Origin of the sequence: Streptomyces gottesmaniae (assembly GCF_031845845.1) — a bacterium.
Taxonomy (GTDB): Bacteria; Actinomycetota; Actinomycetes; order Streptomycetales; family Streptomycetaceae; genus Streptomyces; species Streptomyces akebiae.
Window position 1 is genome coordinate 14,588 of record NZ_JAVRFJ010000021.1, and the last position, 22,669, is coordinate 37,256.

24 protein-coding genes and 2 pseudogenes are annotated in these 22,669 nt (G+C 70.8%); 13 read left to right on the forward strand and 13 right to left on the reverse strand.

From position 1 onward, the window contains the following. Nucleotides 1-15: 15 nt before the first annotated feature. Nucleotides 16-1,770 carry a succinate dehydrogenase flavoprotein subunit gene (gene sdhA, locus RM704_RS23470; RefSeq protein ID WP_033525298.1) on the forward strand — a complete coding sequence of 585 codons (1,755 nt, stop codon included), beginning with the start codon at nt 16-18 and terminating at the stop codon, nt 1,768-1,770. After that, nucleotides 1,770-2,549 (forward strand): succinate dehydrogenase iron-sulfur subunit, encoded by a 780-nt coding sequence (locus RM704_RS23475; RefSeq protein ID WP_033525299.1) that lies wholly within the window; start codon nt 1,770-1,772, stop codon nt 2,547-2,549. The genes sdhA and RM704_RS23475 overlap by 1 nt, the downstream gene beginning before the upstream one ends. 247 nt (nt 2,550-2,796) lie before the next feature. Here the strand turns inward: RM704_RS23475 and RM704_RS23480 are convergent, their stop codons facing one another. The 5 genes and pseudogenes from RM704_RS23480 to RM704_RS23500 all read right to left on the reverse strand — a co-directional run bounded on the left by RM704_RS23480 (nt 2,797) and on the right by RM704_RS23500 (nt 5,476). Then, on the reverse strand, nt 2,797-3,060 hold the full coding sequence (locus tag RM704_RS23480) for a TM2 domain-containing protein (protein WP_033525300.1): 264 nt from the start codon (nt 3,058-3,060) through the stop codon (nt 2,797-2,799). 299 nt (nt 3,061-3,359) lie between these two features. After that, nucleotides 3,360-3,758 (reverse strand): DUF2752 domain-containing protein, encoded by a 399-nt coding sequence (locus RM704_RS23485; protein WP_033525301.1) that lies wholly within the window; start codon nt 3,756-3,758, stop codon nt 3,360-3,362. Further along, entirely contained in the window at nt 3,751-4,230 is a 480-nt protein-coding gene (locus tag RM704_RS23490; protein ID WP_033525302.1) for a TM2 domain-containing protein, read from the reverse strand. Before RM704_RS23490 ends, RM704_RS23485 begins: the two co-directional genes overlap by 8 nt. Nucleotides 4,231-4,404: 174 nt before the next feature. Next, nucleotides 4,405-4,716, reverse strand: a pseudogene (locus tag RM704_RS45625) (DUF7737 domain-containing protein); the annotation flags it as partial. 43 nt (nt 4,717-4,759) lie between these two features. After that, nucleotides 4,760-5,476, reverse strand: coding sequence for a DsbA family protein (locus RM704_RS23500; RefSeq protein ID WP_033525304.1), 717 nt, complete (start codon nt 5,474-5,476; stop codon nt 4,760-4,762). A gap of 186 nt (nt 5,477-5,662) precedes the next feature. Here RM704_RS23500 and RM704_RS23505 point away from each other — a divergent pair, with 186 nt between their 5' ends. The 8 genes from RM704_RS23505 to RM704_RS23540 all read left to right on the forward strand — a co-directional run bounded on the left by RM704_RS23505 (nt 5,663) and on the right by RM704_RS23540 (nt 9,915). Continuing rightward, nucleotides 5,663-5,824 carry a hypothetical protein gene (locus tag RM704_RS23505; RefSeq protein WP_157856642.1) on the forward strand — a complete coding sequence of 54 codons (162 nt, stop codon included), beginning with the start codon at nt 5,663-5,665 and terminating at the stop codon, nt 5,822-5,824. Between the two features lie 27 nt (nt 5,825-5,851). Beyond that, nucleotides 5,852-6,658, forward strand: coding sequence for a hypothetical protein (locus RM704_RS23510; protein WP_033525305.1), 807 nt, complete (start codon nt 5,852-5,854; stop codon nt 6,656-6,658). A gap of 60 nt (nt 6,659-6,718) precedes the next feature. After that, the gene (locus RM704_RS23515) at nt 6,719-6,922 is read left to right on the forward strand and encodes a hypothetical protein (protein WP_033525306.1); all 204 of its coding nucleotides are present in this window, start codon (nt 6,719-6,721) and stop codon (nt 6,920-6,922) included. A gap of 4 nt (nt 6,923-6,926) precedes the next feature. Then, nucleotides 6,927-7,373: a VOC family protein gene (locus RM704_RS23520; protein ID WP_033525307.1), complete on the forward strand. Its 447-nt coding sequence runs from the start codon at nt 6,927-6,929 to the stop codon at nt 7,371-7,373. A gap of 101 nt (nt 7,374-7,474) precedes the next feature. Beyond that, on the forward strand, nt 7,475-7,882 hold the full coding sequence (locus RM704_RS23525; protein ID WP_033525308.1) for a hypothetical protein: 408 nt from the start codon (nt 7,475-7,477) through the stop codon (nt 7,880-7,882). After that, nucleotides 7,879-8,397, forward strand: a complete 519-nt coding sequence (locus tag RM704_RS23530) for a thiol-disulfide oxidoreductase DCC family protein (protein ID WP_033525309.1) — start codon at nt 7,879-7,881, stop codon at nt 8,395-8,397. The genes RM704_RS23525 and RM704_RS23530 overlap by 4 nt, the downstream gene beginning before the upstream one ends. 9 nt (nt 8,398-8,406) lie before the next feature. Then, nucleotides 8,407-9,216: a TetR family transcriptional regulator gene (locus RM704_RS23535; RefSeq protein WP_033525310.1), complete on the forward strand. Its 810-nt coding sequence runs from the start codon at nt 8,407-8,409 to the stop codon at nt 9,214-9,216. 90 nt (nt 9,217-9,306) lie between these two features. Further along, complete coding sequence (locus RM704_RS23540) at nt 9,307-9,915, forward strand: Uma2 family endonuclease (RefSeq protein WP_033525311.1); 609 nt, start codon at nt 9,307-9,309, stop codon at nt 9,913-9,915. Here RM704_RS23540 and RM704_RS23545 read toward each other — a convergent pair. Further along, nucleotides 9,908-12,343, reverse strand: coding sequence for an MMPL family transporter (locus RM704_RS23545; RefSeq protein WP_033525378.1), 2,436 nt, complete (start codon nt 12,341-12,343; stop codon nt 9,908-9,910). The two genes, RM704_RS23540 and RM704_RS23545, sit on opposite strands and share 8 nt — an antisense overlap. 177 nt (nt 12,344-12,520) lie before the next feature. Between RM704_RS23545 and RM704_RS23550 the strand changes: the two genes are divergently transcribed. Together RM704_RS23550 and RM704_RS23555 are read left to right on the forward strand one after the other, a co-directional pair. Continuing rightward, entirely contained in the window at nt 12,521-13,234 is a 714-nt protein-coding gene (locus RM704_RS23550; protein ID WP_052145823.1) for a response regulator transcription factor, read from the forward strand. Then, a pseudogene (locus RM704_RS23555) lies at nt 13,231-14,682 on the forward strand (sensor histidine kinase); the annotation flags it as partial. The gene RM704_RS23550 and the pseudogene RM704_RS23555, both read left to right, overlap by 4 nt. Here the strand turns inward: RM704_RS23555 and RM704_RS23560 are convergent. The 4 genes from RM704_RS23560 to RM704_RS23575 all read right to left on the reverse strand — a co-directional run bounded on the left by RM704_RS23560 (nt 14,672) and on the right by RM704_RS23575 (nt 18,499). Further along, nucleotides 14,672-15,067, reverse strand: a complete 396-nt coding sequence (locus tag RM704_RS23560; RefSeq protein ID WP_078936942.1) for an ATP-binding protein — start codon at nt 15,065-15,067, stop codon at nt 14,672-14,674. The pseudogene RM704_RS23555 and the gene RM704_RS23560 sit on opposite strands and share 11 nt — an antisense overlap. 117 nt (nt 15,068-15,184) lie before the next feature. Next, nucleotides 15,185-16,738: an ABC transporter substrate-binding protein gene (locus RM704_RS23565; RefSeq protein ID WP_033525312.1), complete on the reverse strand. Its 1,554-nt coding sequence runs from the start codon at nt 16,736-16,738 to the stop codon at nt 15,185-15,187. A gap of 193 nt (nt 16,739-16,931) precedes the next feature. Beyond that, a complete protein-coding gene (locus RM704_RS23570) occupies nt 16,932-18,245 on the reverse strand; it encodes a metallophosphoesterase (protein ID WP_033525313.1) in 1,314 nt (437 codons plus the stop codon). After that, the gene (locus RM704_RS23575) at nt 18,242-18,499 is read right to left on the reverse strand and encodes an SCO4848 family membrane protein (protein ID WP_033525381.1); all 258 of its coding nucleotides are present in this window, start codon (nt 18,497-18,499) and stop codon (nt 18,242-18,244) included. The genes RM704_RS23570 and RM704_RS23575 overlap by 4 nt, the downstream gene beginning before the upstream one ends. 127 nt (nt 18,500-18,626) lie before the next feature. Between RM704_RS23575 and RM704_RS23580 the strand changes: the two genes are divergently transcribed. After that, nucleotides 18,627-19,925 carry a D-alanyl-D-alanine carboxypeptidase family protein gene (locus RM704_RS23580; RefSeq protein ID WP_033525314.1) on the forward strand — a complete coding sequence of 433 codons (1,299 nt, stop codon included), beginning with the start codon at nt 18,627-18,629 and terminating at the stop codon, nt 19,923-19,925. A 110-nt stretch (nt 19,926-20,035) separates the two neighbouring features. Here the strand turns inward: RM704_RS23580 and RM704_RS23585 are convergent, their stop codons facing one another. The 3 genes from RM704_RS23585 to RM704_RS23595 form a co-directional block, all read right to left on the reverse strand. Beyond that, nucleotides 20,036-20,902 carry a YihY/virulence factor BrkB family protein gene (locus RM704_RS23585; protein WP_033525315.1) on the reverse strand — a complete coding sequence of 289 codons (867 nt, stop codon included), beginning with the start codon at nt 20,900-20,902 and terminating at the stop codon, nt 20,036-20,038. 105 nt (nt 20,903-21,007) lie between these two features. After that, entirely contained in the window at nt 21,008-21,949 is a 942-nt protein-coding gene (locus RM704_RS23590; protein WP_033525316.1) for a decaprenyl-phosphate phosphoribosyltransferase, read from the reverse strand. Nucleotides 21,950-22,001: 52 nt separating this feature from the next. Next, nucleotides 22,002-22,544 carry a phosphatase PAP2 family protein gene (locus tag RM704_RS23595; protein WP_033525317.1) on the reverse strand — a complete coding sequence of 181 codons (543 nt, stop codon included), beginning with the start codon at nt 22,542-22,544 and terminating at the stop codon, nt 22,002-22,004. Nucleotides 22,545-22,669: the final 125 nt, after the last annotated feature.

Here is a 22,669-nt window from a genome sequence, read left to right on the forward strand (position 1 = left end):
CTGAGGCAACCGATCATGAAGATCCACAAGTACGACACCGTCATCGTCGGCGCCGGCGGCGCCGGTATGCGCGCGGCCATCGAGTCCACGCAGCGCAGCCGCACCGCCGTGCTGACCAAGCTCTACCCCACCCGCTCCCACACGGGCGCCGCGCAGGGCGGCATGGCCGCCGCGCTCGCCAACGTGGAGGAGGACAACTGGGAGTGGCACACCTTCGACACGGTCAAGGGCGGTGACTACCTGGTCGACCAGGACGCCGCCGAGATCCTGGCGAAGGAGGCCATCGACTCCGTCCTCGACCTGGAGAAGATGGGCCTGCCGTTCAACCGGACGCCCAACGGGACGATCGACCAGCGCCGCTTCGGCGGTCACAGCCGGAACCACGGCGAGGCCCCGGTCCGCCGCTCCTGCTACGCGGCCGACCGCACCGGCCACATGATCCTCCAGACGCTCTACCAGAACTGCGTCAAGCACGGCGTGGAGTTCTTCAACGAGTTCTACGTCCTGGACCAGCTGATCACCGAGGTCGACGGCGTCAAGAAGTCGGCCGGTGTCGTCGCGTACGAACTGGCCACCGGCGAGATCCACGTCTTCCAGGCGAAGGCCGTGATCTACGCGTCCGGCGGCTGCGGCAAGTTCTTCAAGGTGACGTCCAACGCGCACACGCTGACCGGTGACGGCCAGGCCGCCGTGTACCGCCGCGGGCTGCCGCTGGAGGACATGGAGTTCTTCCAGTTCCACCCGACCGGCATCTGGCGCATGGGCATCCTGCTGACGGAGGGCGCCCGCGGTGAGGGCGGCATCCTCCGCAACAAGGACGGCGAGCGCTTCATGGAGAAGTACGCGCCGGTCATGAAGGACCTCGCGTCCCGTGACGTCGTGTCCCGCTCCATCTACACCGAGATCCGTGAGGGCCGCGGCTGCGGTCCCGAGGGCGACCACGTCTACCTCGACCTCACGCACCTTCCGCCGGAGCAGCTCGACGCCAAGCTCCCGGACATCACCGAGTTCGCGCGCACCTACCTCGGTATCGAGCCCTACACGGACCCGATCCCGATCCAGCCGACCGCGCACTACGCCATGGGCGGCATCCCGACGAACGTCGAGGGTGAGGTCCTGCTCGACAACACCACCGTCGTGCCCGGCCTGTACGCCGCCGGTGAGGTCGCCTGTGTCTCCGTGCACGGCGCCAACCGTCTCGGCACCAACTCGCTGCTCGACATCAACGTCTTCGGCAAGCGGGCGGGCATCGCGGCCGCCGACTACTCCCAGAAGGCCGACTTCGTCGAGCTGCCGGAGAACCCGGAGTCGCTGGTCGTCGAGCAGATCGAGCGGCTGCGCGCCTCCACGGGCAACGAGCGTGTGGCGGAGCTGCGGCGCGAGCTGCAGGAGACCATGGACGCCAACGTCATGGTGTTCCGCACCGAGCAGACGATCAAGACGGCCGTCGAGAAGATCGCCGAGCTGCGCGAGCGCTACAAGAACGTGGCGATCCAGGACAAGGGCCGCCGGTTCAACACCGACCTCCTGGAGGCCGTCGAGCTGGGCAACCTGCTCGATCTGGCCGAGGTCATGGCCGTGTCGGCGCTCGCCCGCAAGGAGTCCCGCGGCGGTCACTACCGCGAGGACTACCCCAACCGCGACGACGTCAACTTCATGCGTCACACCATGGCGTACCGCGAGGTCGGCGACGACGGCTCCGAGACCGTCCGCCTCGACTACAAGCCGGTCGTCCAGACCCGCTACCAGCCGATGGAGCGTAAGTACTGATGGCAACCCCGACCCTGGACAAGGCGGACGCGGCCGGCAGCCCCGAGCCCGGCTTCGCCGACTCCCCGTACATCACGGTCACCTTCCGCATCCGGCGCTTCAACTCCGAGGTCTCGGCCGAGGCGACCTGGGAAGACTTCCAGCTGGAGATCGACCCCAAGGAGCGCGTCCTCGACGGTCTGCACAAGATCAAGTGGGACGTGGACGGCACCCTGACGTTCCGCCGCTCCTGCGCGCACGGCATCTGCGGTTCGGACGCCATGCGGATCAACGGCAAGAACCGTCTGGCCTGCAAGACCCTGATCAAGGACATCAACCCCGAGAAGCCCATCACGGTCGAGCCCATCAAGGGCCTCACGGTCCTCAAGGACCTGGTCGTGGACATGGAGCCGTTCTTCCAGGCGTACCGGGACGTGATGCCCTTCCTGATCACGAAGGACACCAACGAGCCGACGCGTGAGCGGTTCCAGACCGCCGAGGACCGCGAGCGCTTCGACGACACCACGAAGTGCATCCTCTGCGCCGCGTGCACGTCCTCGTGCCCGGTGTTCTGGAACGACGGCCAGTACTTCGGTCCGGCCGCGATCGTCAACGCCCACCGCTTCATCTTCGACTCGCGCGACGAGGCCGGAGAGCAGCGGCTGGAGATCCTCAACGACCGTGACGGCGTGTGGCGTTGCCGTACGACGTTCAACTGCACGGACGCCTGTCCGCGCGGTATCGAGGTCACCAAGGCGATCCAGGAGGTGAAGCGGGCGCTCATCACGCGCCGCTTCTGATCCCTCGCCGGTCTACGTACCGGTGCCTCGTACCGGATCTCGTACCGGATCTCGTACCGGATCTCGTACCGGAAGGCCCGCGGACTCGTCCGCGGGCCTTCCGTCCGTTCGGGGTGAGGGCCCGGCAGCCCTGCTCGGCGGGGGCGAGGGCCACGCACGAGGGCCCCGTCCCCGCGCGGAGCCTGGGGAGGCTCCGCGGCGGACGAGGCCCTTCGGTCGATCACCTCACGGGTGATCCCGAGCGGGGTCAGCCGCGCAGGACGCGACCCTGCGAGTCGGTGCGGTCGTTGCTCGTGAGGAACAGGATGCCGTCGATCAGCGACCAGAAGCCCAGACCACCGCAGGTGAGGAGCTGGGCGACGCCCACGCCGACCGAACCGACGTAGAACCGACCGATGCCGAGCGTGCCGAGGAAGAGCTGCAGAATGCCGGCGACGATCTTCGACTTGTCGGAGTACGGGCGACCCTGCGGGTCGTGGCCGAAGGGAGCGTCAGGGGTGGGGACGGTCATGGAAGTAACTCCTGGATGTGCTGACTGAAATACCGAAGCGGATTGCTCCGGGAGCGATCACAGGAGAGAAGGCGCGGCAAAGAACCTGCGGCGATCGGGCACGGCAAACACCGGCCGACGATCGAGCACGACGTAATCCCCCGTCATCCCCCCTGTAGCCGTTGCAGCGTAATGAGACGTGAGGGGCGGATGGGAGTGGATCCGGGCGATCGTTCCGATTCCGTGATCCGATTCCAGCCAACTTGCGACAACTGAGCAACATAAAGCGGGCGTAAGGGATTTACGGGGGCCGCGTCGGCTCAGCGCAGATTGCGGACGATCGTCCAGGTCACCGCGATGCCCAGGACCAGGGCCTGGGTGCGGGGCTTCAGCTCGGGGCGCCAGCGACGGCCGCGCAGCCCCTCGACGAACCAACGGCCGAGCAGGAGCAGGGCGAAGGGCGCGGCGAGCAGCAGCACCCGGTTGTCGTGCCAGGCGGCGGCGAACTGCCCGTGCAGCAGGTCGTACACCATGCGGGTGCCGCCGCAGGCGGGGCAGAGCAGCCCGGTGACATAGCGGAACGGGCACTGGGGCAGCAGCTGGCCGGGCTCGTGCGGGTTGGTGCCGTACAGGTACGCGGCGCCCGCCAGCCCGGCGGCGGCCACCGCGAGGGGGGCCGCCGCCGGATGCCGGAGGGTGGTGAGGCCGCGCTCAGCCACGCAGGACACGTCCGTTGGAGTCCGTGGTGTTGCTGCTGGTCAGCAGGATGATGCCGTCGACCAGCGCCCAGATGCCGAGGCCACCGCAGGTGAAGAGCTGCGCGAGACCGAGGCCGACGTGACCGATGTAGAAGCGACCGACGCCGAAGGAGCCCAGGAACAGCGAGAGGATGCCCGCGACGATCTTGGACTTGTCGGAGTACGGGCGGCCGTACGGGTCGTAGCCGTACGGGGCGTTGGGGTCGCCCGTGTACGCGCCGCCCGGCGTCGGGGGCACCTGGTAACCGCCCTGGGGGTAGCCGCCCTGCTGGGGGTAGCCGTAGCCGGGCTGGCCCGCGCCCGGCTGCTGGTAGCCACCCTGCGGAGCCCCGTACGGGCCCGCGCCCGGCTGGCCGGGGGCGGCGTTCGGGTACCCGTATCCGGGCTGCGGCGGCTGCGGGGGCTGAGCGGGCTGCTGAGGCTGCTCGGTCACGGTACTGACTCCTGCGTGTTGTTTGCTTGAGCGGCTGAAAAACTCACTATGGGCTGTCCGTCATATTGCAGGAGGGAAGGGCCCGGAGAGAAGTTGTTACTTCGGCCGGGCACCCACCGGCTCCCGCGTGTGGGCGGAGTCACATCGCCTCGTCGTCGGCCGTGAACGGACGCTTCACAGCTGGCTGACGATCGTCGGGTCCGTGATCTCCGTGTCCTTGGCGAGCAGCATCGCCTTGCTGAGGATGACTGCGAGCATACGGTCGCCCTCGAAGGGGAGATAGCCGGTCTGCCTGGTTCCGTTCCCGTCGGTGACGGTCGACTTGGGAACGACGCACAGACAGCGGTCGTTCGGGGACATCAGGATGTTGCCGGACCCGAGATGGATCCGGTACGTGTGCAGTTGGCCCTCGACCCGGAGGAACCGCCCTTCCAGCGTGCACCGGTCGCCGATCGCGAGCCGCGGCGCGAGCCGCTCCAGCAGCGCCCGTCGGGACCGGCAGTCGGTCGGCGCGCTGCCGGACCGACGGTCAGTCCAGGTCCTGCGACATGGGCGTGTACTCCTCCCACCCCTCCGGGTCCTTCTTCACGGCGTCGAGCAGCCGGCCGAGCGCCACCTTCTCGTAGAGGACGCCGGAGTACGCCTCACGGACGCGGTTCCCGTTGATGTCGGCGGTGGGCGTGCCGGAGGCCACCCGATCGAAGGCCTTCTGGGACCTCGCCACGAAGTCGCGGTACTTCATCGTCCTGACGGCGGAGTCGAACGCCGGACCGCGCAGCCCCTTCACCTCGGCGGCGAGTTCGAGCAGATACGCGTCGGTGAAGCCGTCGACGATCTCCTCCGGCTGGTTGGCGTAGAGCACGGCGTGGTACTCGGCGAACTTGCCCTCCTCCAGCGCGGCCCGCAGCGCGTTGGCCGCCTCCTTCGAGCCGTTGCCGCCCAGCTTGTCGTCCAGGAAGGAGGCGAGGGTGTACTCGGTCACCACCGTGCGCGCGAGCGTCCGCTCCACCGCGGCCGGACCGCCGGTCCGCTCGAACTCCTCGCAGACGGGGCAGCGCATGTCCTCGTAGAGGCGGAGGGTGACCGGCGCGTGCGGGTCCCCGACGCGGATCGTCGTGCCGTCGGCGTCCAGTTCCTCCGGCAGCTCCCGCAGCTCGCCGTAGGCGGGCTTCCGCTCCGCCCAGGCGGCCCGCTCACCGCATCCCCCGAGCAGCAGCCCCAGTGCGACGACCACCACGGCCGTCATCCGTCTTCTCCGCGCACCCACCATCGACGCACGCCCCTTCCCACTCACCGAAGGGCCGGATCACAGCCTGCGCGGCTCCCCTCCCTCGACACCCGTCGCCCTCGCCCCGACCCCCCCGGGGCCTGACATGTCCGCGTACTGTACGACACAGGGCGGTGACCTGGAACTTCCAGATACCGCAACGAGATGTTCGGCTCCGCGATCCTCCTGCGGGACCTCGACGGCACCGGCGACAGGGACCTCCTCGCCGCGAGCGCGAACGGCATGACGAGCCTTCCCCCCGTACCGCCGCCCTGGGGCGCGTCGCGTCCGGCCCTTGGCTGGATCGTGACCAACTCCCGTGACTGATGGGGCGGTTGATCACACACTGACCCCATGACCTACCTGAGGAAAGCCGTGGCCGCCCTGTCGGCCGCGGCCGCGATCCTGATCGCGACACCCCCCACAGCCTCGGCGACGCCCGCCCCGCACGACACGTCAGGCCGCTCGTACGGCGGCGGCACGCTCGTCCGGGAGAACTTCGACCGCCTCCCCCTCGGCCCGGTGACGCGAGGCCGGGGGTGGACCACCGACACCTCCGACGGCACCGTGACCGTCGCACCCAGCACCGACGGCCGCGGCCGTGAGCTGCGCCTCCGCACCGAGGGCAACGGCCGTGCCTTCGTGGTCCTGTCCGACCTCGCCCCGCGCGGCAACAGCTTCTGGGCCCGGATGCGACTGCGCGTGACCAAGTTCCCCACGGCCCCCGACTGGGCCCACTGGACCCTGGCCGAAGCCTCGGGTCCCGACTCCCCCACCCTGGTCCGCCCCCTCGGCGGCCAGTACGCCCCCACCGACCAGGGCAACTTCTGGGGCGTCGGCTCGGACCTGGGCCCGACGGGCGACTGGACCGCCTGGAAGACCTCGGCACCGGCGGTGGCCGGGAAGTGGAGTTGCGTGGAGTTCCACCTGGACGCCACGGACAACCGCGTCACGGTCTACCTCGACGGCACCGAACAGCCCGACCTGACCGTCTCCACGAAGAACCACGGAGGCACGACGGACGACTTCGTCTTCCCCAGCTTCGACAAGCTGAAGCTGGGCTGGCAGCTGTACCAGGCGGGCCCCACCCCGTCGTCGTACGACATGCGCATGGACGACATCGCGGTGAGCACGCGGCGGGTGGGGGGTTGCGGCGGCTGACATACCCACCGTGGGGCCGACCGGACTTCGCCACGGCCGGCCCCACCGTCGACGGCTCGTATGGAGGACCGCTACCACGGCTCCTCGCCCGTCAGGACGATCACCGCCTTTCTCAGGCTCATCAATTCCGTCGGCTGGTCCGGCACCGACGTTCCGCTGCTCATCGGGACTCCGGACGCGAACGCGCCCCTCGCCCCTCGGCGCATCCGCTTCGCCGCCGCGTACGTCGTTCCCACGCGCGCGGAAGCCGACGCTCTAATCTGACGACATGTCAGACAAAGAGTCGCATGAATCGCACAAGTCGCATGAGTCCCCCATGCCGAGCGACCTGCTCGGCTTCGACAACGTCCTCCTCCCCGTCGGCGACCTCGCCGAAGCCGTCTCCTTCTACGAGCGGGCCGGGTTCGAGGTGGCGTTCCGGCTGGACGAGGCCGGGATCGCGGGGCTGAAGGTCGGCAAGGAGACACCCGGACTGCTGCTGCGGGTGGACGAGGAGCTGCGGCACCGGCCGCCCGTATGGGGGTCCGCGCGGGTGTGGCTGGAGGTGCGGGACGCGCGGGAGGCCGCGCGGGCGCTCGCGGCGGCGGGGGTGCCGCCCCTCGACGCGGCGTTCTCCGTGGCCACCGGGTGGACCGTCGAGTTCGCGGACCCCTGGGGGAACGTCATCGGGTTCACGGACTACAGCAAGCGGCCGGAGCTGGCCCGTACCGGATGATCGGTTCACCGAGTGATCGGTTGAACGCGTTCAAAAACAGCGCTACAGTCTCCCCCAGGACGCTTTGAACGCGTTCGAAAATGCCGCTAAGGGGTGGGGACATGGATCTCACGGTCGTCGCGTACGTCGTCTATTCGCTGGTCAGCGTGGGGCTGACGGTGTGGGTGGCACGGACGTTGAGCAGGAACGGGCGGATCTTCCTCGCGGACGTGCTGCGGGGGAACGAGACGCTCGCGGACGCGGTGAACCATCTCCTGGTGGTCGGGTTCTATCTCGTGAACCTGGGCTTCGTGGCGCTGTATCTGAACGCCGACGGCGCCATCACCAGCCCCCGTGAGGTCTTCGAGGCGGTGTCGGCCAAGCTCGGCGTGGTGCTGCTCGTGCTCGGGGCGCTGCACCTGGGGAACGTGTTCGTGCTGAACAAGTTCCGGCGGCGGGGCGTCATGGAACGGGAGCAGCTGCCGCCGGTCGCACCGCAGGGCTGGGTCGCGCCGACCGGGCGCGTATGAGCGCCGCGGCCGGGCCGGCCGCCGTGGACCGGGGCGCCGAGCGCGTCCCGGTCCACGGGCTCACCGTCCTGTACGACGCCGGGTGCGGGCTGTGCGCCTTCCTGCGGGAGTGGCTGGGAAAGCAGCGGCAGTTGGTTCCGCTGAGCTTCGTGGCAGCGGGTTCGGAGGAGGCACGGCGGCTGTTTCCGTCGCTCGATCACGGTGCGACGCTGGAGGAGATCACGATCGTGGGGGACGGCGGGCAGGTGTACCGGGGCTCCGCCGCCTGGATCGTGTGTCTGTGGGCGCTGCGCGAGCACCGGCCGCTCGCGCACCGGCTGAGCACGCCGGCGGGGGCCCGGCTCGCGCGCACCGCCGTACTGACCGCCGCGAAGTGGCGGGGCGCCCACCGGCAGCCCGGCTCGGGCTGCGGGAGCGGCGGGGCCGAGCTGAGGGGATGGGCGTACGACCGGCGGTACGGGTGGGTGTACCGGCCTCCCGGTGCCTGCGAGACCGGTACCCGCCCGACTCGTTAGGCTCTGCCCGTGCCCGCAGCGAACGACAACCCGAGCCCCGAGCCCTTTGACGACCAGCTCGACGCGGGGGCCGGCCGCCCCGGGGACGGCACGGGGCAACCCGGCCCCCGGGGCACCGCCAAGTCCGAGCAGACCCGCGCGTTGATCCTGGAGACCGCGCTGCGGCTCTTCCAGGAGCGCGGGTACGACAAGACGACGATGCGGGCCATCGCGAAGGAGGCCGGGGTCTCCGTCGGCAACGCGTACTACTACTTCGCCGGCAAGGAACACCTGATCCAGGGGTTCTACGACCGGATCGGCGCGGAGCACCTGGCGGCGGTGGGCCCCGTGCTCGCGCGGGAGACGGAGTTGGAGGCGCGGATCGCCGGGGTGCTGAAGGCGTGGCTGGACGTGGCGGAGCCGTACCACGAGTTCGCGGCGCAGTTCTTCAAGAACGCGGCCGATCCGGACAGCCCGCTCAGCCCTTTCTCTCCCGAGTCGGAGGGACCGCGCGCGGAGTCCATCGCCATCCACCGCGAGGTGCTCGCCGGGTCCAGGGCCAAGGTCCCGGACGAACTCCGGGACATTCTCCCCGAGCTGATGTGGCTCTCCCTGATGGGGCTCGTCATGTACTGGGTCTTCGACCGGAGCGAGGGGCGCGCCCGAAGCTACCGGCTGGCCGAGCGGGGGGCCCGGCTGACCACCCGGGGCGTCTCCCTGGCCCGCTTCCGCGCCCTGCGCCCCCTCGTCCGCGAGGTGCACGAACTGTTCACGGACTTCCTGCCGGGGATGACCAAGGGGGTGCCGGGGGCTGGGGGTGAGGCGCGGGCGGCCGATTGATCACCTTCGGGTGATCGGACTCGAACGGGACACCTGGTCCCGCTCCTGCCTACGATGATGGCCTCGACACCAGCCCACAGGAGGCACGTGATGTCCACAGCATCCGTCGAGCGGCCCCATGGAGACCGTCCGCTGATCGCGGAGGCGAACCAGGTCATGGACCGCCTTCCGGGGTATCGCGTCGAGATCATCGCAGGCACGATCGTCGTGACGCCGCCCGCCAACTTCGCCCACGCCCGCGCCCTGTCCAGGTTGCGGAGCCCCTTCATCGCCGCAGGCCTGGGGGGCGGGGACTCCGAGGTGACCGAAGGTGTCGGGCTCTGGCTTCCGGGCGGTGCCGAGGACTACGCGATCCCCGACCTCGTGGTTGTCGACGCCGACATCGAAGATCACCTCGTCGAGAACAACTGCTACGACCCGATCGCCTTCCGTCTCGTTCTCGAAGTCACTTCCAGCAACTACCAGAACGACCTCCGCGCCAAGGTCACCGCGTATGCCCAGGCGAAGATCCCGGTCTACGTCATCGTCAACCGCCAGCACCAGCGCCTCCACGTTCTCACCGACCCCGCCGGGGACACGTACGCCAGCCACCGCGTACACGCCCCCGGCGAGACCGTCACCCTGCCCGAGTCCATCGGCGCCAAGGTCACCCTGGACGTCGAGGCGATCCTCAAGGCCGGTCAGCCAAAAGCTAATTGACCACATCCACCTCCCCCTCGGCCGCCCCCGCCGACTCCACGTCGCACACCAGCGGCCCCTCCCCCACGACCACCTGACGCGCGCGTGAGGGGTGCCCCGGTGAGGTGGTCGCCAGCAGATACGGCCCCGGGCCCGGCACGGCGACGATGTACGAACCGTCCGCGAGGGACGTCACCCGGTCCAGCTCCCGCCCGCCGCGCGACAGCAGCGTCACCTCCACTCCCTCCAGCGGCTCACCGTCCGCCGTGCGGACGAACCCGTGGACGACGGAGGCGGGGCCGCCCTGCGCCGGTGGCGACCCGGCCGCCGCCGGTGCCTCCTCCCGCGGCTCCACCGCCAGATGCGGCAACCGCTTCTCCAGCCCGGCAGGCAGCCACCAGTTCGCCCTGCCCAGCAGATGCATCGCGGCCGGCACCAGCGCCGTACGGAGGATGAAGGCGTCCAGGGCGACGGCGGCGGCCAGGCCGATGCCGGCCATCGCGGCCTCCAGTTCGCCGCTCAGTACGAACGCGCTGAAGACGCACATCATGATCAGGGCCGCGCAGTTGATGACCCGGCTGGTCTCGGCGAGGCCGACGCGGACGGCACGGGCGTTGTCCTTGGTGTGGACCCACTCCTCGTGCATCCGGCTGACCAGGAAGACCTGGTAGTCCATGGAGAGGCCGAAGAGGAGCGAGAGCATGATGACCGGGAGGAACGCGGCGATCGGGCCCTCCTTGCCGACGCCGAGGAGTTCCGTTCCCCAGCCCCACTGGAAGATCGCCACCAGCACACCGAAGGACGCGGCCGCCGCGACGAGGTTCATCAACGCGGCCGTCAGGGGCACGACCAGGGAGCGGAAGGCGACCAGCAGGAGCAGGAAGCCCAGCGCGATGATCGTCGCGATGAAGTACGGGAGGCGGTCGCCCGTCACCGACGCGAAGTCCTTCGACACCGCCGTCACTCCGCCCACGTGGGCCTGTGCCCCGGACGCCGGAATCACGTCCTCGCGCAGCCGGTCGATGAGCCGGTCCGTCTCCTCGGCCTGCGGGGACGTCGTCGGGACCACCTGGATCACCGTGACGCCGTTCGTGGGCGGGACGGCGGCCACCTGGGCGACCCCCTCGGTGGACTCGATGCGCGAGACCAGCCCCTCGGCGTCGGTTCCGTCCACGACCACCTGGAGGGGGCCGTTGAAGCCGGGACCGAAGCCCTCCGCCAGCAGGTCGTAGGCCTGCCGGGTGGTCGTGGTGTCCCGGTGGTTGCCCTGGTCGGAGGTGCCGAGGCGGATCGACAGGACGGGGATCGCGAGGACCAGCATGACGACGAGGGCGAGCACGGCGGTGGAGCGCGGGCGCCGCTGCACGTACGCCGACCAGCGGGCCGCGAGGCCGCTCGTCAGCTCGGGCACGGGACCGGTGGCCGCGAGGCGCCGGCGCTCACGGCGGCTGAGGACGCGCGGGCCCAGGACCCCGAGGAGCGCCGGCAGCAGCGTGACGGCGGCCAGCACGCTCAGCACCACCGTCAGCGAGGTGGCGATGACGACGCCGTCCAGGAAGCGGAGGTTCATCACCAGCATCCCGGCGAGCGCGATGCAGACCGTGCCGCCCGCGAACAGCACCGCGCGGCCGGAGGTGTCGAGGGCGGTGACCGCGGCCTCCTCCGGCTTCATGCCGCGCAGGATGCCGCGCCGGTGCCGGGTGACGATGAACAGGGCGTAGTCGATGCCGACGCCGAGGCCGATGAGCGAGCCCAGCAGCGGCGCCACGTCCGGGATGTCGGTGACGTGGCTGAGCAGGGCCGTGGCCATCAGGCCGGTGCCGACCGCGGCGACCGCGGCGACGATCGGCAGCAGCATCGCGAAGAACGAGCCGAAGGCGAGGAAGAGGACGACCGCCGCCGCCAGGATGCCGACCGCCTCGGACGTGCCCTGGGAGGCCTCCTGGTCCCGTGCGACGGCCTGGCCGCCCAACTCGACCTGAAGACCGTCGCGTTCGGCGCCCTGCGCGGTCTCGATGACATCGTCGAGCAGGGCCTTGGGGACGGAGTTCGCCTGCTCGGTGAAGGTCACCTGCGCGTAGGCGATGGTGCCGTCCCGGCTGACGCCCGCGCCGCCGCCCGCCCGGTCGCCCTCGTCGTACGGGCTGGTGACGTCCCCGACGCCCGCCATCCGGCCGATCTCCGCCAGGGCGGGTTCGATCCGGGAGCGTACGGAGTCGTCGTCCACCGACCCCTCGTCCACCTTCCACACCACCGTGTCGGTGTCGCCCGCGCGCTCGGGGAAGGCCTGGTCCATCAGGTCGTACGCGTGCTTGGAGTCCGTGTCCGGGAGGGAGAAGACATTCGCGTAGTCCGTGCCCGCGCTCGTGCCGGCGAAGCCGACGCCGAACACGGTCCCCACCCACAGCAACAGGACCACCAGCCGGTGCCGATAGCACCAGCGTGCCAAGGTCGCCACGTTCAACTCTCCTTGTCCGACGGTCGATTGGTCGTCGATCGGTCCCCCAGGTCCTGGCATCACCCTCGACCGCGGCGAGGGTGGGGCGACATGGCCGGGCCATGACTCTCAAGGAACTCCAAGGCGGGATCGGCTGCCCCGGGGAACTCCCGTGCGGATACTGAGGACATGACCGGAACCGAGCGACCGACCCTCGGCCACGAGGGGGCGACCGTGCTCGTCGTCGAGGACGAGCCGAGCATCGCGGACGTCCTCACCATCGCCCTGCGCTACCACCGCTTCGAGGTGATGACGGCCGGTACGGTCCGTGACGCGCTCACGCTCGCCGAGCGCACCCGGCCCGACGCGGCGCTGCTGGACGTGATGCTCCCGGACGGCGACGGCCGTGCCCTCGGCCGTGAACTGCGCTCGCGGCGACCCGAGTTGGCGCTCGTCTTCCTGACCGCCCGGGACGCGCCCGCCGAGATCGTGGGCGCCCTCGGCTTCGGCGACGACTACATCACCAAGCCGTTCGACATCGAGGTGGTCGTCGCCCGCCTCACCGCCGTGCTGCGCCGGACCCGGCGCGCCGACGTGCTCCCCCAGCGCCCGCCGCTGCGCTACGGCGACCTGGAGCTGGACGAGACGACGTACTCGGTGTGCCGCGCGGGCCGCACGGTGGAGCTGACGCCCACGGAGTACGCCCTGCTGCGGTTCCTGGTGCGCAACGGCGGCCGGGTCGTGCCCAAGGACCAACTCCTGCGCCATGTGTGGCAGTACGAGCACGCGCCGGCCGAGTCGACCGTCGTCGAGACCTACATCAGCTATCTGCGGCGCAAGCTGGACACGCTCGGCCCACCGGTGATCACCACACGGCGGGGCGTCGGATACGGGCTGGCATGACCCGTCCCAGGAGGCTCCGCAGGCCGTGTCGGCGGCACGGCCTGTACTCCCTGCGCGCCAAGCTCACGCTCGCGAACGTCGTCCTGCTCGCCGTGGGCGTCGTCACGGCCACCGCGTTCAGCGCGATGGGCATGCGGCTGTACCTGCTCGACAGTGTCGACCGGGAGCTGATGACGACCCGCGACTCGATCGGGGCCGCCGCCATCGGCATGGAGCAGATCGACGCGCTCAGCGCCCTGGTCGCCGTCAGCAACCGCACGTCCGGTGGGCCCGCGGCCGACGGCGCCGACTCCCTCGTCCAGGGCGCCGTCTTCACCGCGCTGGGCGACGGGGGCGAGCCGCTGACCATCGCCGGATTCCCGCCCACCGAGGAACAGCGCGCCCTCGCCGCGGCGGTGGGCGACCCGGCCGCCCTCCTCGCGGACGACGAGCCGTACGACGTCGACGTGGCGGGCGCCCCGCATCGCGTCACGGCGGCCCGGATGGACGACGGCACGACCGTCCTCCTCGCCACCTCCACCGCCTCGCTGCACGACGTCATCGCCAAGGCCCTCCGGCTGGACTTCGCCGTCGGCGGTCTGCTGCTGGCGACACTCGCCTGTCTGACCCTGTTCGGTGTGCGCCGCCGGATGCGGCCGCTGGAGGACATGGTCGAGACCTCGTCGGCGATCGCCGAGGGCGACCTCACCCGCCGCGTCCCCTCCAGCAGGGAGACCACCCTGGAGGTCGAACAGCTGCGGCTCGCCCTCAACTCCATGCTCCAGCAGGTCGAGACGGCCCACCACACCCGTGAACGCAGCGCCGCCCAGCTGCGCCGCTTCGTCGGCGACGCCTCCCACGAGCTGCGTACGCCCCTGGCCGCGATCCGCGGCTACCTCCAGCTCCACGACAAGGGCATGCTCACCGACCCCGACGAGCGCCGGCGTGCCTGGGACCGGATGAACAACGAGGTCGACCGGATGGGCCGCCTCGTCGACGAACTGCTCACCCTCGCCCGTCTCGACCAGCGCCCGGAACTGCGCCTGAGGAACGTCGACGTCGCCCGTCTGGTCCGCGACGCCGCCGCCGACCTCCGCGCCCAGCAGCCCGACCGCCCGGTCACCGTCCACGCGGACGGCACCCTTCTCGTGCGGGCGGACGAGTCGGGCCTCCGTCAGCTGCTGGGCAACCTCGTGAGCAACGTCCGCACCCATACGCCGGCGGACGTGCCGGTGCGGCTCGGGGTGGAGTGCGCGGCCGCAGCCGTACGTCTGTACGTGGCGGACGAGGGGCCCGGTCTGTCGCAGGAGGACGCGGCCAGGATCTTCGACCGCTTCTTCCGGGCGGGGGGAGCCGCCGGCAGCGGCCTGGGCATGGCCATCGTGCAAGGGGTGGTGGAGGCGCACGAGGGCGAGGTCTCGGTGTGCACGGCCCCGGGTGATGGCCTGAAAGTGACGGTCACCCTCCCACCAGCGCCCAGACCGTCTTCCCGTGCCGTCCCCGGCTCCACACCCCCCACGCCGCGGCGAGGTGCTCCACGAGGCGCAGCCCCCGCCCTGTCTCCTCCCAGTCCCCCACCTCCCTGATCCGGGGCACGGCCGTGCCCTCGTCGGACACCTCGACCAGGCAGGACCCGTCCGCCAGCGCGGTCACGGCGACCTCGAACTCCCGCTCCAGCAAAGGGCCGTGGCGTACGACGTTGCTCGCGAGCTCGGAGACGACGAGGACGATGTCCTCCAGGGCCGCGGAGCCCTCCTTGTGCCCCCAGTCGACCAGGTGTTCCCGTGCGCGTCGCCGGGCGAGCCCCACGGACGCCGGATGGCGGGGCAGCCGGAAGGAGTTGCGTCTCAACACGTTTGCTCCTCACCCCGGACACGCCCCCGACACAGAACGATGCGTGGGGCGGGCACGCCGTGTCACTCCCGCGAACGTCCGGCCCGCGACTTCGCGTCAGCTGTCACGCGGCGTCTGTCATATCCAATCCAGCCGCCACAGCCGGAAGATGCCGGTCCCGTCGGACAGATACTGCGCCCCGCCGACGTCCTCGCTGCTGAGCACGTACTCCTTGCGCTGCCACAGCGGGATCAACGGCACGTCCTGGGCCACGACCTCCTGGAGCTCCTTGAAGTCCGCCGCGGCCCGGCTGCGGTCCGCGTAGCGCTGGCTGTCCTTGATCAGCCGGTCGGCCTGCCCGCTGCTGTAGCCGTTCTTGAGGGAGCCGCCGGTGCCGACGAGGGGCCCGCTGAAGGTGTCGGGGTCGGGGTAGTCGGCGACCCAGCCCACCCCGTACGCGTCCAACTTGCCCTCGGCGTACCGCTTCTGGAAGGCGGTCCACTCGTACGCCTTGGTCGTCACGTAGAACAGCCCGCTCGCCTCCAGCTGCTCCTTCAGCTCGGCGGCCTCGGCAGCGGCCGAGCCGCTGCCCTCGGCGTAGCCGAAGGTGAAGCGCACGGGCATACCGACACCGGCCTCGTCGAGCAGCTTGCGGGCCCGCTGCGGGTCGGGCCGGGGGTTGGCGTCGAAGAACGAGGTCGTGTGCCCCGTGAGGCCCGCCGGGATGAGCGAGTACAGGGGCTCGGTGGTGCCCTGGTAGACCTCGGCGACCAGTTTCTCGCGGTTGATCAGCGCGGCCAGCGCCTGCCGCACCCGGCGGTCGTGGAACGGCGAGTCCGCCCGCACGTCGAGGACCAGGTTGCGGGTCTCGGTGCTGTCGGCCTCGGTGACCCGCTGGTCGGGGTCGCTGGGCGAGAGCGCGGCGAGCGTCTCGGGGGGCAGCGTGCGCGTGGCGACGTCGACCTGGCGCGCCTGCCACGCCTTCTGGAGCGCCGCCGAGTCCGCGTAGTAGCGCATGAGGACCGGGCTGCGGGCGCCGTCGGCGACGCCCTGGTAGTCGTCGTCGGGTGTGAGACGGGCCTGTCCGTCCGTGTACGACGTCAGGGTGTAGGGGCCCGTGCCGTCGGCGCCGCCGTCCGTGCGCAGCCGGTTCACGGGGTACTTGGTCCGGTCCACGATCGCACCGGCGCCGGTGGCCACCTTGAACGGGAAGGTGGCGTCCGGCGAGGACAGGCGGAAGGTGACGGACAGCCCGTCCGCGCTGACCGATCGGAGGGTGTCGAGCAACGCGGCAGGCCCGACGTCGGAGTTGACGCGCTTGACCCGGTCGAAGGAGTACTTGACGTCCTTCCCGGTGACCTCGCGTCCGCTGGGGAACCGCAGGCCCGGCCGCAGGGTGCAGCGGTAGACGGTGAGCGCGTCACCGAGGAACTCGCAGCCGCGCGCGGCGTCCGGCACGGGTGCGGCGGCGCCCGGTTCGAAGGTCAGCAGCGACTGGAACACATTGTTGAACAGGGCCCAGGATCCGGCGTCGTAGGCTCCGGCCGGGTCCAGCGAGGTGACCTTGTCGGTCGTGCCGACGACGATCGTCCTGTTCCCGTCCCGCTGGGCCGGCAGCAACTGCCAGCCACCGATCGCCGCGATCGCCACCACCAGCAGCGACGCGAGCATCCGCAAGCGAACCGACCGCATCGGCGCCCCTTCCAAGGACCCCACCCGGCCCACTACGCACAGTGGTTCCGCGGTGGCGCGGATCACCTAACCACAGTCGCCTGTGTTGACGGAAGACAGGTTTTGTTGAGTTGAGAAAGAACTCGGTAAGCGCGCCGCCCGAATGTGCCCGAAAGGCTCCCGCACCGGCGGCGGGAGCCCTCCTGACGGCCCGTCAGGCCTGCTTGGAGGCCAGCTCCACCACGGTGATGTCGGACGGCGCCCCGACGCGCACCGGCGGCCCCCAGGCGCCCGCGCCGCGGGTGACGTAGAGCTGGGTGTCGCCGTAGCGCTCCAGGCCCGCGAGGGTGGGGTTCGCGGCCTGGGCGACATAGGTCATGGGCCACATCTGGCCGCCGTGGGTGTGGCCGGAGAGCTGCAGGTCGACGCCGTGGTCGACGGCGTCGTGGATCTGGACGGGCTGGTGGGCCATGAGCACCACGGCCCGCGAGGTGTCCCGGTCGCCGAGCGCCTTGGCGAAGTCGGGGCCCTGGCCCTCGTCCTCGCCCGCGATGTCGTTCACCCCGGCGAGGTCGAGGTACGGCAGTTCGCGGCGGGCGTTCTCCAGCGGCGTCAGGCCCAGCCGGCGCACCTCCTCGACCCACTGCTCGGCGCCGGAGATGTACTCGTGGTTGCCGGTGACGAAGTAGCTGCCGTGGCGTGCCTTCAGACCGGCGAGCGGTGCCGCCGCCGGGCCGAGGTCCGCCACGTCGCCGTCGACCAGGTCGCCGACCACCGCGATCAGGTCGGGCTGCGTCGAGTTGATCGTGTCGACGACGTTCTGTGCGAAGCCGCGGCCCAGCATCGGCGAGAGGTGGATGTCGCTGACCACCGCGATCCGGAAACCGTGCGCGGCGCGAGGCAGCTTCGCCAGCGGCACGGTGATCCGCTTGAGCTTGGGTCCGCGTACGACGCCGTAGGTCCCGTAGCCGACCGTGCCCACGGCCGCGGCGGCGACGGCCCCGCCCACCACCCGGGAGACGAAGAGACGGCGGGAGGGGTCGCCCGAGGGCGCGGGCGTGGAAGGGGCCGACGGCTCCGTCGGGGGCGGGGTCGGCTGTCCGGGCTCGGCGGCTGCCGTGGACTCGGCCGGGTGTGCGGGCTGCGCGCCCGCCGGGACGGGTTCCGGCTCGCGCACCACGGACTCCGGCCGCGGCTCCGGGGCGCGCCGCGCCACCAGGCGGCGCAGAACAGGTCGCAGAAGCTCCCCCACCAGAAGGGCGAGGAACAGATACAGCGCGAGGGCGAGCCACATGAAGCCCGGCCAGGTGAGCGTCTGCTGCAGCCAGAAGGGCGCGCCGGTGCGTTCGGCGGCCAAGCCGGCGACCATCAGCACCGGTCCCGCGATGAACACCGCGGTGCCCACCCGTCTCGCCAGGCCCGGTCCGCGGGTCGTGTCGCGCGCCAGGCGACGCCACGCGTACCAGTGCAGGACGCCGAAGAGGGCCAGCACCAGCAGGAGCACCGACACGAAGACGACGGTCGTCACGCGGCACTCCCGGTCTCGGCCCGGCGAAGGGCGCGCACCCCGCGCAACCCGATGACCCCGATGGCCGTCCCCAGAGCAAAGGAGACGACGGCGAGCGTCAGATGCACCCAGAAGTACGCCGTGGGATCACCCGCGTCGTCGAACGCGAGCCCGCTGCCGTCCTTCCAGAGATTTTTGACGAAAGTGATCCAGATGACCCAGCTCCACACCCCGAAGGCGAGCAGGAACCAGGAGAGGGGGCGGCTGAGCTTCATGCGTTCAGTATCGCCGCCGACCGTCCGGGTATCGCGCCGGGGTGCGTGCGGGGGCGTGAGCAGCAGTGAGAGCGCCACGGAGCGCTCCGGTGGGATTTACCGGTCGGAGCCATGTACTTTCTCGATCGTGCCCGCCTCCAAGAAGACCGTCAGGCGCCCCCTGTCGATCACCTCAGCCACCCTGCTGTCCCTCTCCCTGGCCTCGACTCCGATGCTGACGGCCGGCCCGGCCTTCGCGGCCAAGCCGTCACCGAGTTCGAGCGCCTCGCCGTCCGCGACTCCCCCGGCGACGATGTCGACCGTCGGCGGCGAGCTGCTGGGCAGGCCGGGCACCCAGGCGAGTCTCGGCAGCGACGCGCCCGTGGTCCCCAAGGGCATCAGCGCCCGCTCCTGGATCGTCGCCGACGCCGAGTCGGGCGAGGTGCTGGCCGCGCACAACGCGCACTGGCGGCTGGCCCCCGCGAGCACGCTGAAGATGCTGTTCGCGGACACGCTGCTGCCGAAGTTCAACAAGGACGACGAGCACAAGGTCGCGCCCGAGGATCTGGCGGGTGTCGGCTCGGGCTCCAGCATGGTCGGCATAAAGGAGGACGAGACGTACACCGTCCACGACCTGTGGCTCGGCGTCTTCCTTCGCTCCGGCAACGACGCGGTGCACGTCCTGTCGGCCATGAACGGCGGGGTGAAGCAGACCGTCGCGGACATGAACGCGCACGCCGAGGAGCTCCAGGCCCTCGACACGCACGCGGTCAGCCCGGACGGGTACGACGCCAAGGGGCAGGTGTCGTCCGCCTACGACCTGACGCTGATCGCCAGGTCGGGGCTGCAGAAGAAGGACTTCCGGGAGTACTGCTCCACCGTGCGGGCGAAGTTCCCCGGCGAGACGAAGAAGGGCAAGAACGGCAAGAAGAGCCGTTCCTCCTTCGAGATCCAGAACACCAACCGGCTGCTCACCGGGGACGGCGGCCTCGACTCCTACCAGGGCATCGCGGGTGTGAAGAACGGCAACACCACGAACGCGGGCGCCACGTTCACCGGGGTCGCCGAGCGCGACGGCCGGGTCCTCCTCGTCACCGTCATGCATCCGGAGAAGGACGAGCACAACCAGGTCTACAAGGAGACCGCGAGCCTCTTCGACTGGGGGTTCAAGGCGGCGGGCAAGGTGACGCCGGTGGGTGAGCTGGTGCCGCCCAAGAGCGCGGACACCTCCGGCGGGGATGCCGGCGAGCCGAGTGCGCAGCCGGGGGCCACGGCGTCCGCGTCCGCCTCCGGTGGGGCGGGCGGGAAGTCGGTCGCCGCACGTGCCTCCGGCGGGGGCGGCGGGGTCGGCGTCGCTCTCGGGATCATGGGGGGCGTGCTGGTGCTGCTCGCCGGCGGGGTGTTCCTGGTGAATCGGAAGTGGCCGTTGCGGGGGAAGAAGCAGTAGGGCCCCGGAAGCGTCTGCCGGGGTGTCGCCGGGCACGGGTGCCGGTGCTGGTGCCGGTGCTGGTGCTGGTGCCGGTGTGTCATGGCTGGTCGCGCCGTTCCCCGCGCCCCTTACGAGGCGCTCTCGCTCTCCTTGCTGCCCTCCGCGGTCCAGGCCGCGCAGTACAGCAGGAGCTTGGTGGTGAAGTTGATCCAGAGCAGCAGGGCGATGGGGACTCCGAAGGCGCCGTACATGCTCTTGGAGGCGACGCCCTGGATGTAGCCGCTGATGAGCAGCTTGAGGAGTTCGAAGCCGACGGCTCCTATGAGGGCGGCCACGACGAGGCGGCGCCGGGGCGGCTGGACGCCGGGGAGCAGGGTGAGGACGTAGAGGAGGAGCAGGAAGTCGGCGAGCACGGCGACGGCGAACGCGGCGAGGCGCAGGAGGATGCCGCCCCAGCCGTCGCGGTCGATGCCGAGCTGGTCGGCGAACCGGCCGACGGCCCAGGAGGCGGCGGCGGAAGCGGCCAGGGAGACGAGGACCGCGCCGCCGAGACCGAACAGGAGACCCGCGTCCTTGCCCTTGGCGAGGACGGGGTTCTCGTCGGGGTCCTCCTTCTCCCAGACCGCGCGCAGACAGCCGCGCATCTCACCGACCCAGCCGATGCCGGTGAACAGCAGCAGCGCACCGGCGATGATCCCGACCGTGCCGGCGTTGTCGACGAGGCCGGCGATGTCCAGCTGGTCGGAGATGCCGGGCACCTGCTCCCTGAGCCGGTCCTCCAGCTCCTGCTGCTGGTCCTTGCCGAGGGTCGCCGCGACGATGGCCGCCGCCACGGTCAGCAGCGGGAACAGCGCCAGAAAGCTGATGAACGTCATCGCCGCGGCCAGCCGGGTCCACTTCACCCGCTCCAGCCGCTCGTACGACCGCCACGCGTGCGTGGTCATCAGACGCTCCACCAGAGGGCCCACCCCGGGAAGCTTTTTCAGCCAGTCCATGATCCGAACTCTGCCCCAGTCGTCGACACCCGATACCGGGTACCCCCACACCGGTTCACGGATCCCCTCCTGACGTCACCGCCCCCGCCGGCCGCCGCCACCGGCTCACCAGTCCGCCACCGCCAGCCCGTACATCGTCAGCCACGCGACGCCGATGAGGGTGAGGGCACGGTCGCGCAGAATGACGTCCTCGGGCTCGCCGGCGGTGCCCCGGTCGGCGAAGACCGCGTAGCGGAGGACGGCCAGGACGAACGCGATCATGGAGAGTTGCCGCCAGGGCAGCACGCCGGTGGTGGGCACGCCGCCCTCTTCCAGGGCCCAGAGGCAGTAGCCGAGCACGGCGACGCCGGCGGCCAACTGCCAGACGAAGCGGAGGTATCCGGCGGTGTACTCGGTGAGCAGGGCCCGGGTCGCGCCCGCCCGGTCGGCCAGCTGCACGGCCTCCGAGTACCGCTTGGCGGCGACCATGAACAGCGCGCCGAACCCGGTGGTGATCAGGAACCAGCGCGAGAGCGGGATGCCCAGCGCGAGTCCGCCGATCATCGCCCGCATCAGGAACCCGGTGGTGACGACCGCCAGATCGACGACCAGGACGTGCTTGAGGCTGACGCAGTAGGCGAGTTGGAGGCCGAGGTACGCCGTCAGCAGCGCGGCGGTGTACGGCGAGCAGAGCCAGGCGGCGGCGAGCGGCGCGAGCACGGCCAGGGCGGTCCCGACTCCGTAGGCGACCGGTACGGGCACCTGCCCGGCGGCGACGGGGCGGTGCCGCTTGACGGGGTGCGCGCGGTCGGCGTCGGCGTCCCGGGCGTCGTTGACGAGGTACACGGCGGCGGCGCAGGCCGTGAAGAGGGCGAAGACGAGGGGGAGTTGGACGAGCGCGCGGGGGGTGAAGAGTTCCCCGGCCGCCGCGGGCGCGGCGACGACGAGGGTGTTCTTGATCCACTGCCGGGGACGGGTCGTCCGCAGGAGCCCGCGGACGAGGCCGGCCTTCTGGGGCGCCTGGCCGGAATTCGTCCGGCGCTCCAGGACCACGGCGCGCCCTGCCACCACGCGTTCAGCCCCGGTGCGTTCAGCCCCGGTGCGCCCTGCCACCGTGCGCTCAGCCATCGCCGCTCACCACCCAGTGTGCGCCCAGCCGTGCCGTGAGCGCCCCGAGGACCACGCCCGCCGCCACGTCCGACGGATAGTGCACGCCGACGACGAGCCGAGAGAGACACATCGCGGCGGCGAGCGGCGCGGCGGCGGACAGCAACACAGGGGCGCCCAGGGCTCCGTGAGCCACGACAGCGACCGCCGCCGCTGCCGAACTCGCGTGCGAGCTGGGGAAGGAGTGCCGTCCGACCGTGCGGACCAGGGGCTCGACATGGGCCGGGCGCGGCCGTCGTACGACGCGCTTGACGCCCATGCTGGCCAGATGCGCCCCGGCGGTCAGCGCCGTGCCGCGCAGCCACACGCGACGCCGCTCCCGGTCGGCGGCGGCACCCACCAGTCCGGCCGCGAGCCACAGCAGCCCGTGCTCCCCCGCCCGGGACAACCCACGGGCGGCGCGCGCCACTCGAGGGTCGGCACCACGGGCGTGCAGCGCGGAGAGCAGTCGCCGGTCCAGTCCCCGCACACCCTCGACGACGTCAACTTCATCCATGCGACGCCACTCTTCTAGGCGACCGGCCCAGAGCTACGGCAATCTTGCCCGACATCCCACTAATCACCCATTTCGGTGAGGCGACAGAGCGGCCGTGCCGACGCGCCCGACTCCTCCGCATACGC

Excerpts from the sequence above, each read along its gene's own strand:
- RM704_RS23520 (WP_033525307.1), top strand. The coding sequence starts at position 6,927 with ATGTCAGACAAAGAGTCGCATGAATCGCACAAGTCGCATGAGTCCCCC.
- RM704_RS23595 (WP_033525317.1), bottom strand. The coding sequence starts at position 22,544 with ATGGATGAAGTTGACGTCGTCGAGGGTGTGCGGGGACTGGACCGGCGA.
- RM704_RS23540 (WP_033525311.1), top strand. The coding sequence starts at position 9,307 with ATGTCCACAGCATCCGTCGAGCGGCCCCATGGAGACCGTCCGCTGATC.
- sdhA (WP_033525298.1), top strand. The coding sequence starts at position 16 with ATGAAGATCCACAAGTACGACACCGTCATCGTCGGCGCCGGCGGCGCC.
- RM704_RS23585 (WP_033525315.1), bottom strand. The coding sequence starts at position 20,902 with ATGGACTGGCTGAAAAAGCTTCCCGGGGTGGGCCCTCTGGTGGAGCGT.
- RM704_RS23515 (WP_033525306.1), top strand. The coding sequence starts at position 6,719 with ATGGAGGACCGCTACCACGGCTCCTCGCCCGTCAGGACGATCACCGCC.
- RM704_RS23500 (WP_033525304.1), bottom strand. The coding sequence starts at position 5,476 with ATGACGGCCGTGGTGGTCGTCGCACTGGGGCTGCTGCTCGGGGGATGC.
- RM704_RS23480 (WP_033525300.1), bottom strand. The coding sequence starts at position 3,060 with ATGACCGTCCCCACCCCTGACGCTCCCTTCGGCCACGACCCGCAGGGT.
- RM704_RS23475 (WP_033525299.1), top strand. The coding sequence starts at position 1,770 with ATGGCAACCCCGACCCTGGACAAGGCGGACGCGGCCGGCAGCCCCGAG.
- RM704_RS23575 (WP_033525381.1), bottom strand. The coding sequence starts at position 18,499 with ATGAAGCTCAGCCGCCCCCTCTCCTGGTTCCTGCTCGCCTTCGGGGTG.
- RM704_RS23530 (WP_033525309.1), top strand. The coding sequence starts at position 7,879 with ATGAGCGCCGCGGCCGGGCCGGCCGCCGTGGACCGGGGCGCCGAGCGC.
- RM704_RS23525 (WP_033525308.1), top strand. The coding sequence starts at position 7,475 with ATGGATCTCACGGTCGTCGCGTACGTCGTCTATTCGCTGGTCAGCGTG.
- RM704_RS23505 (WP_157856642.1), top strand. The coding sequence starts at position 5,663 with ATGTTCGGCTCCGCGATCCTCCTGCGGGACCTCGACGGCACCGGCGAC.
- RM704_RS23510 (WP_033525305.1), top strand. The coding sequence starts at position 5,852 with ATGACCTACCTGAGGAAAGCCGTGGCCGCCCTGTCGGCCGCGGCCGCG.
- RM704_RS23565 (WP_033525312.1), bottom strand. The coding sequence starts at position 16,738 with ATGCGGTCGGTTCGCTTGCGGATGCTCGCGTCGCTGCTGGTGGTGGCG.
- RM704_RS23550 (WP_052145823.1), top strand. The coding sequence starts at position 12,521 with ATGACCGGAACCGAGCGACCGACCCTCGGCCACGAGGGGGCGACCGTG.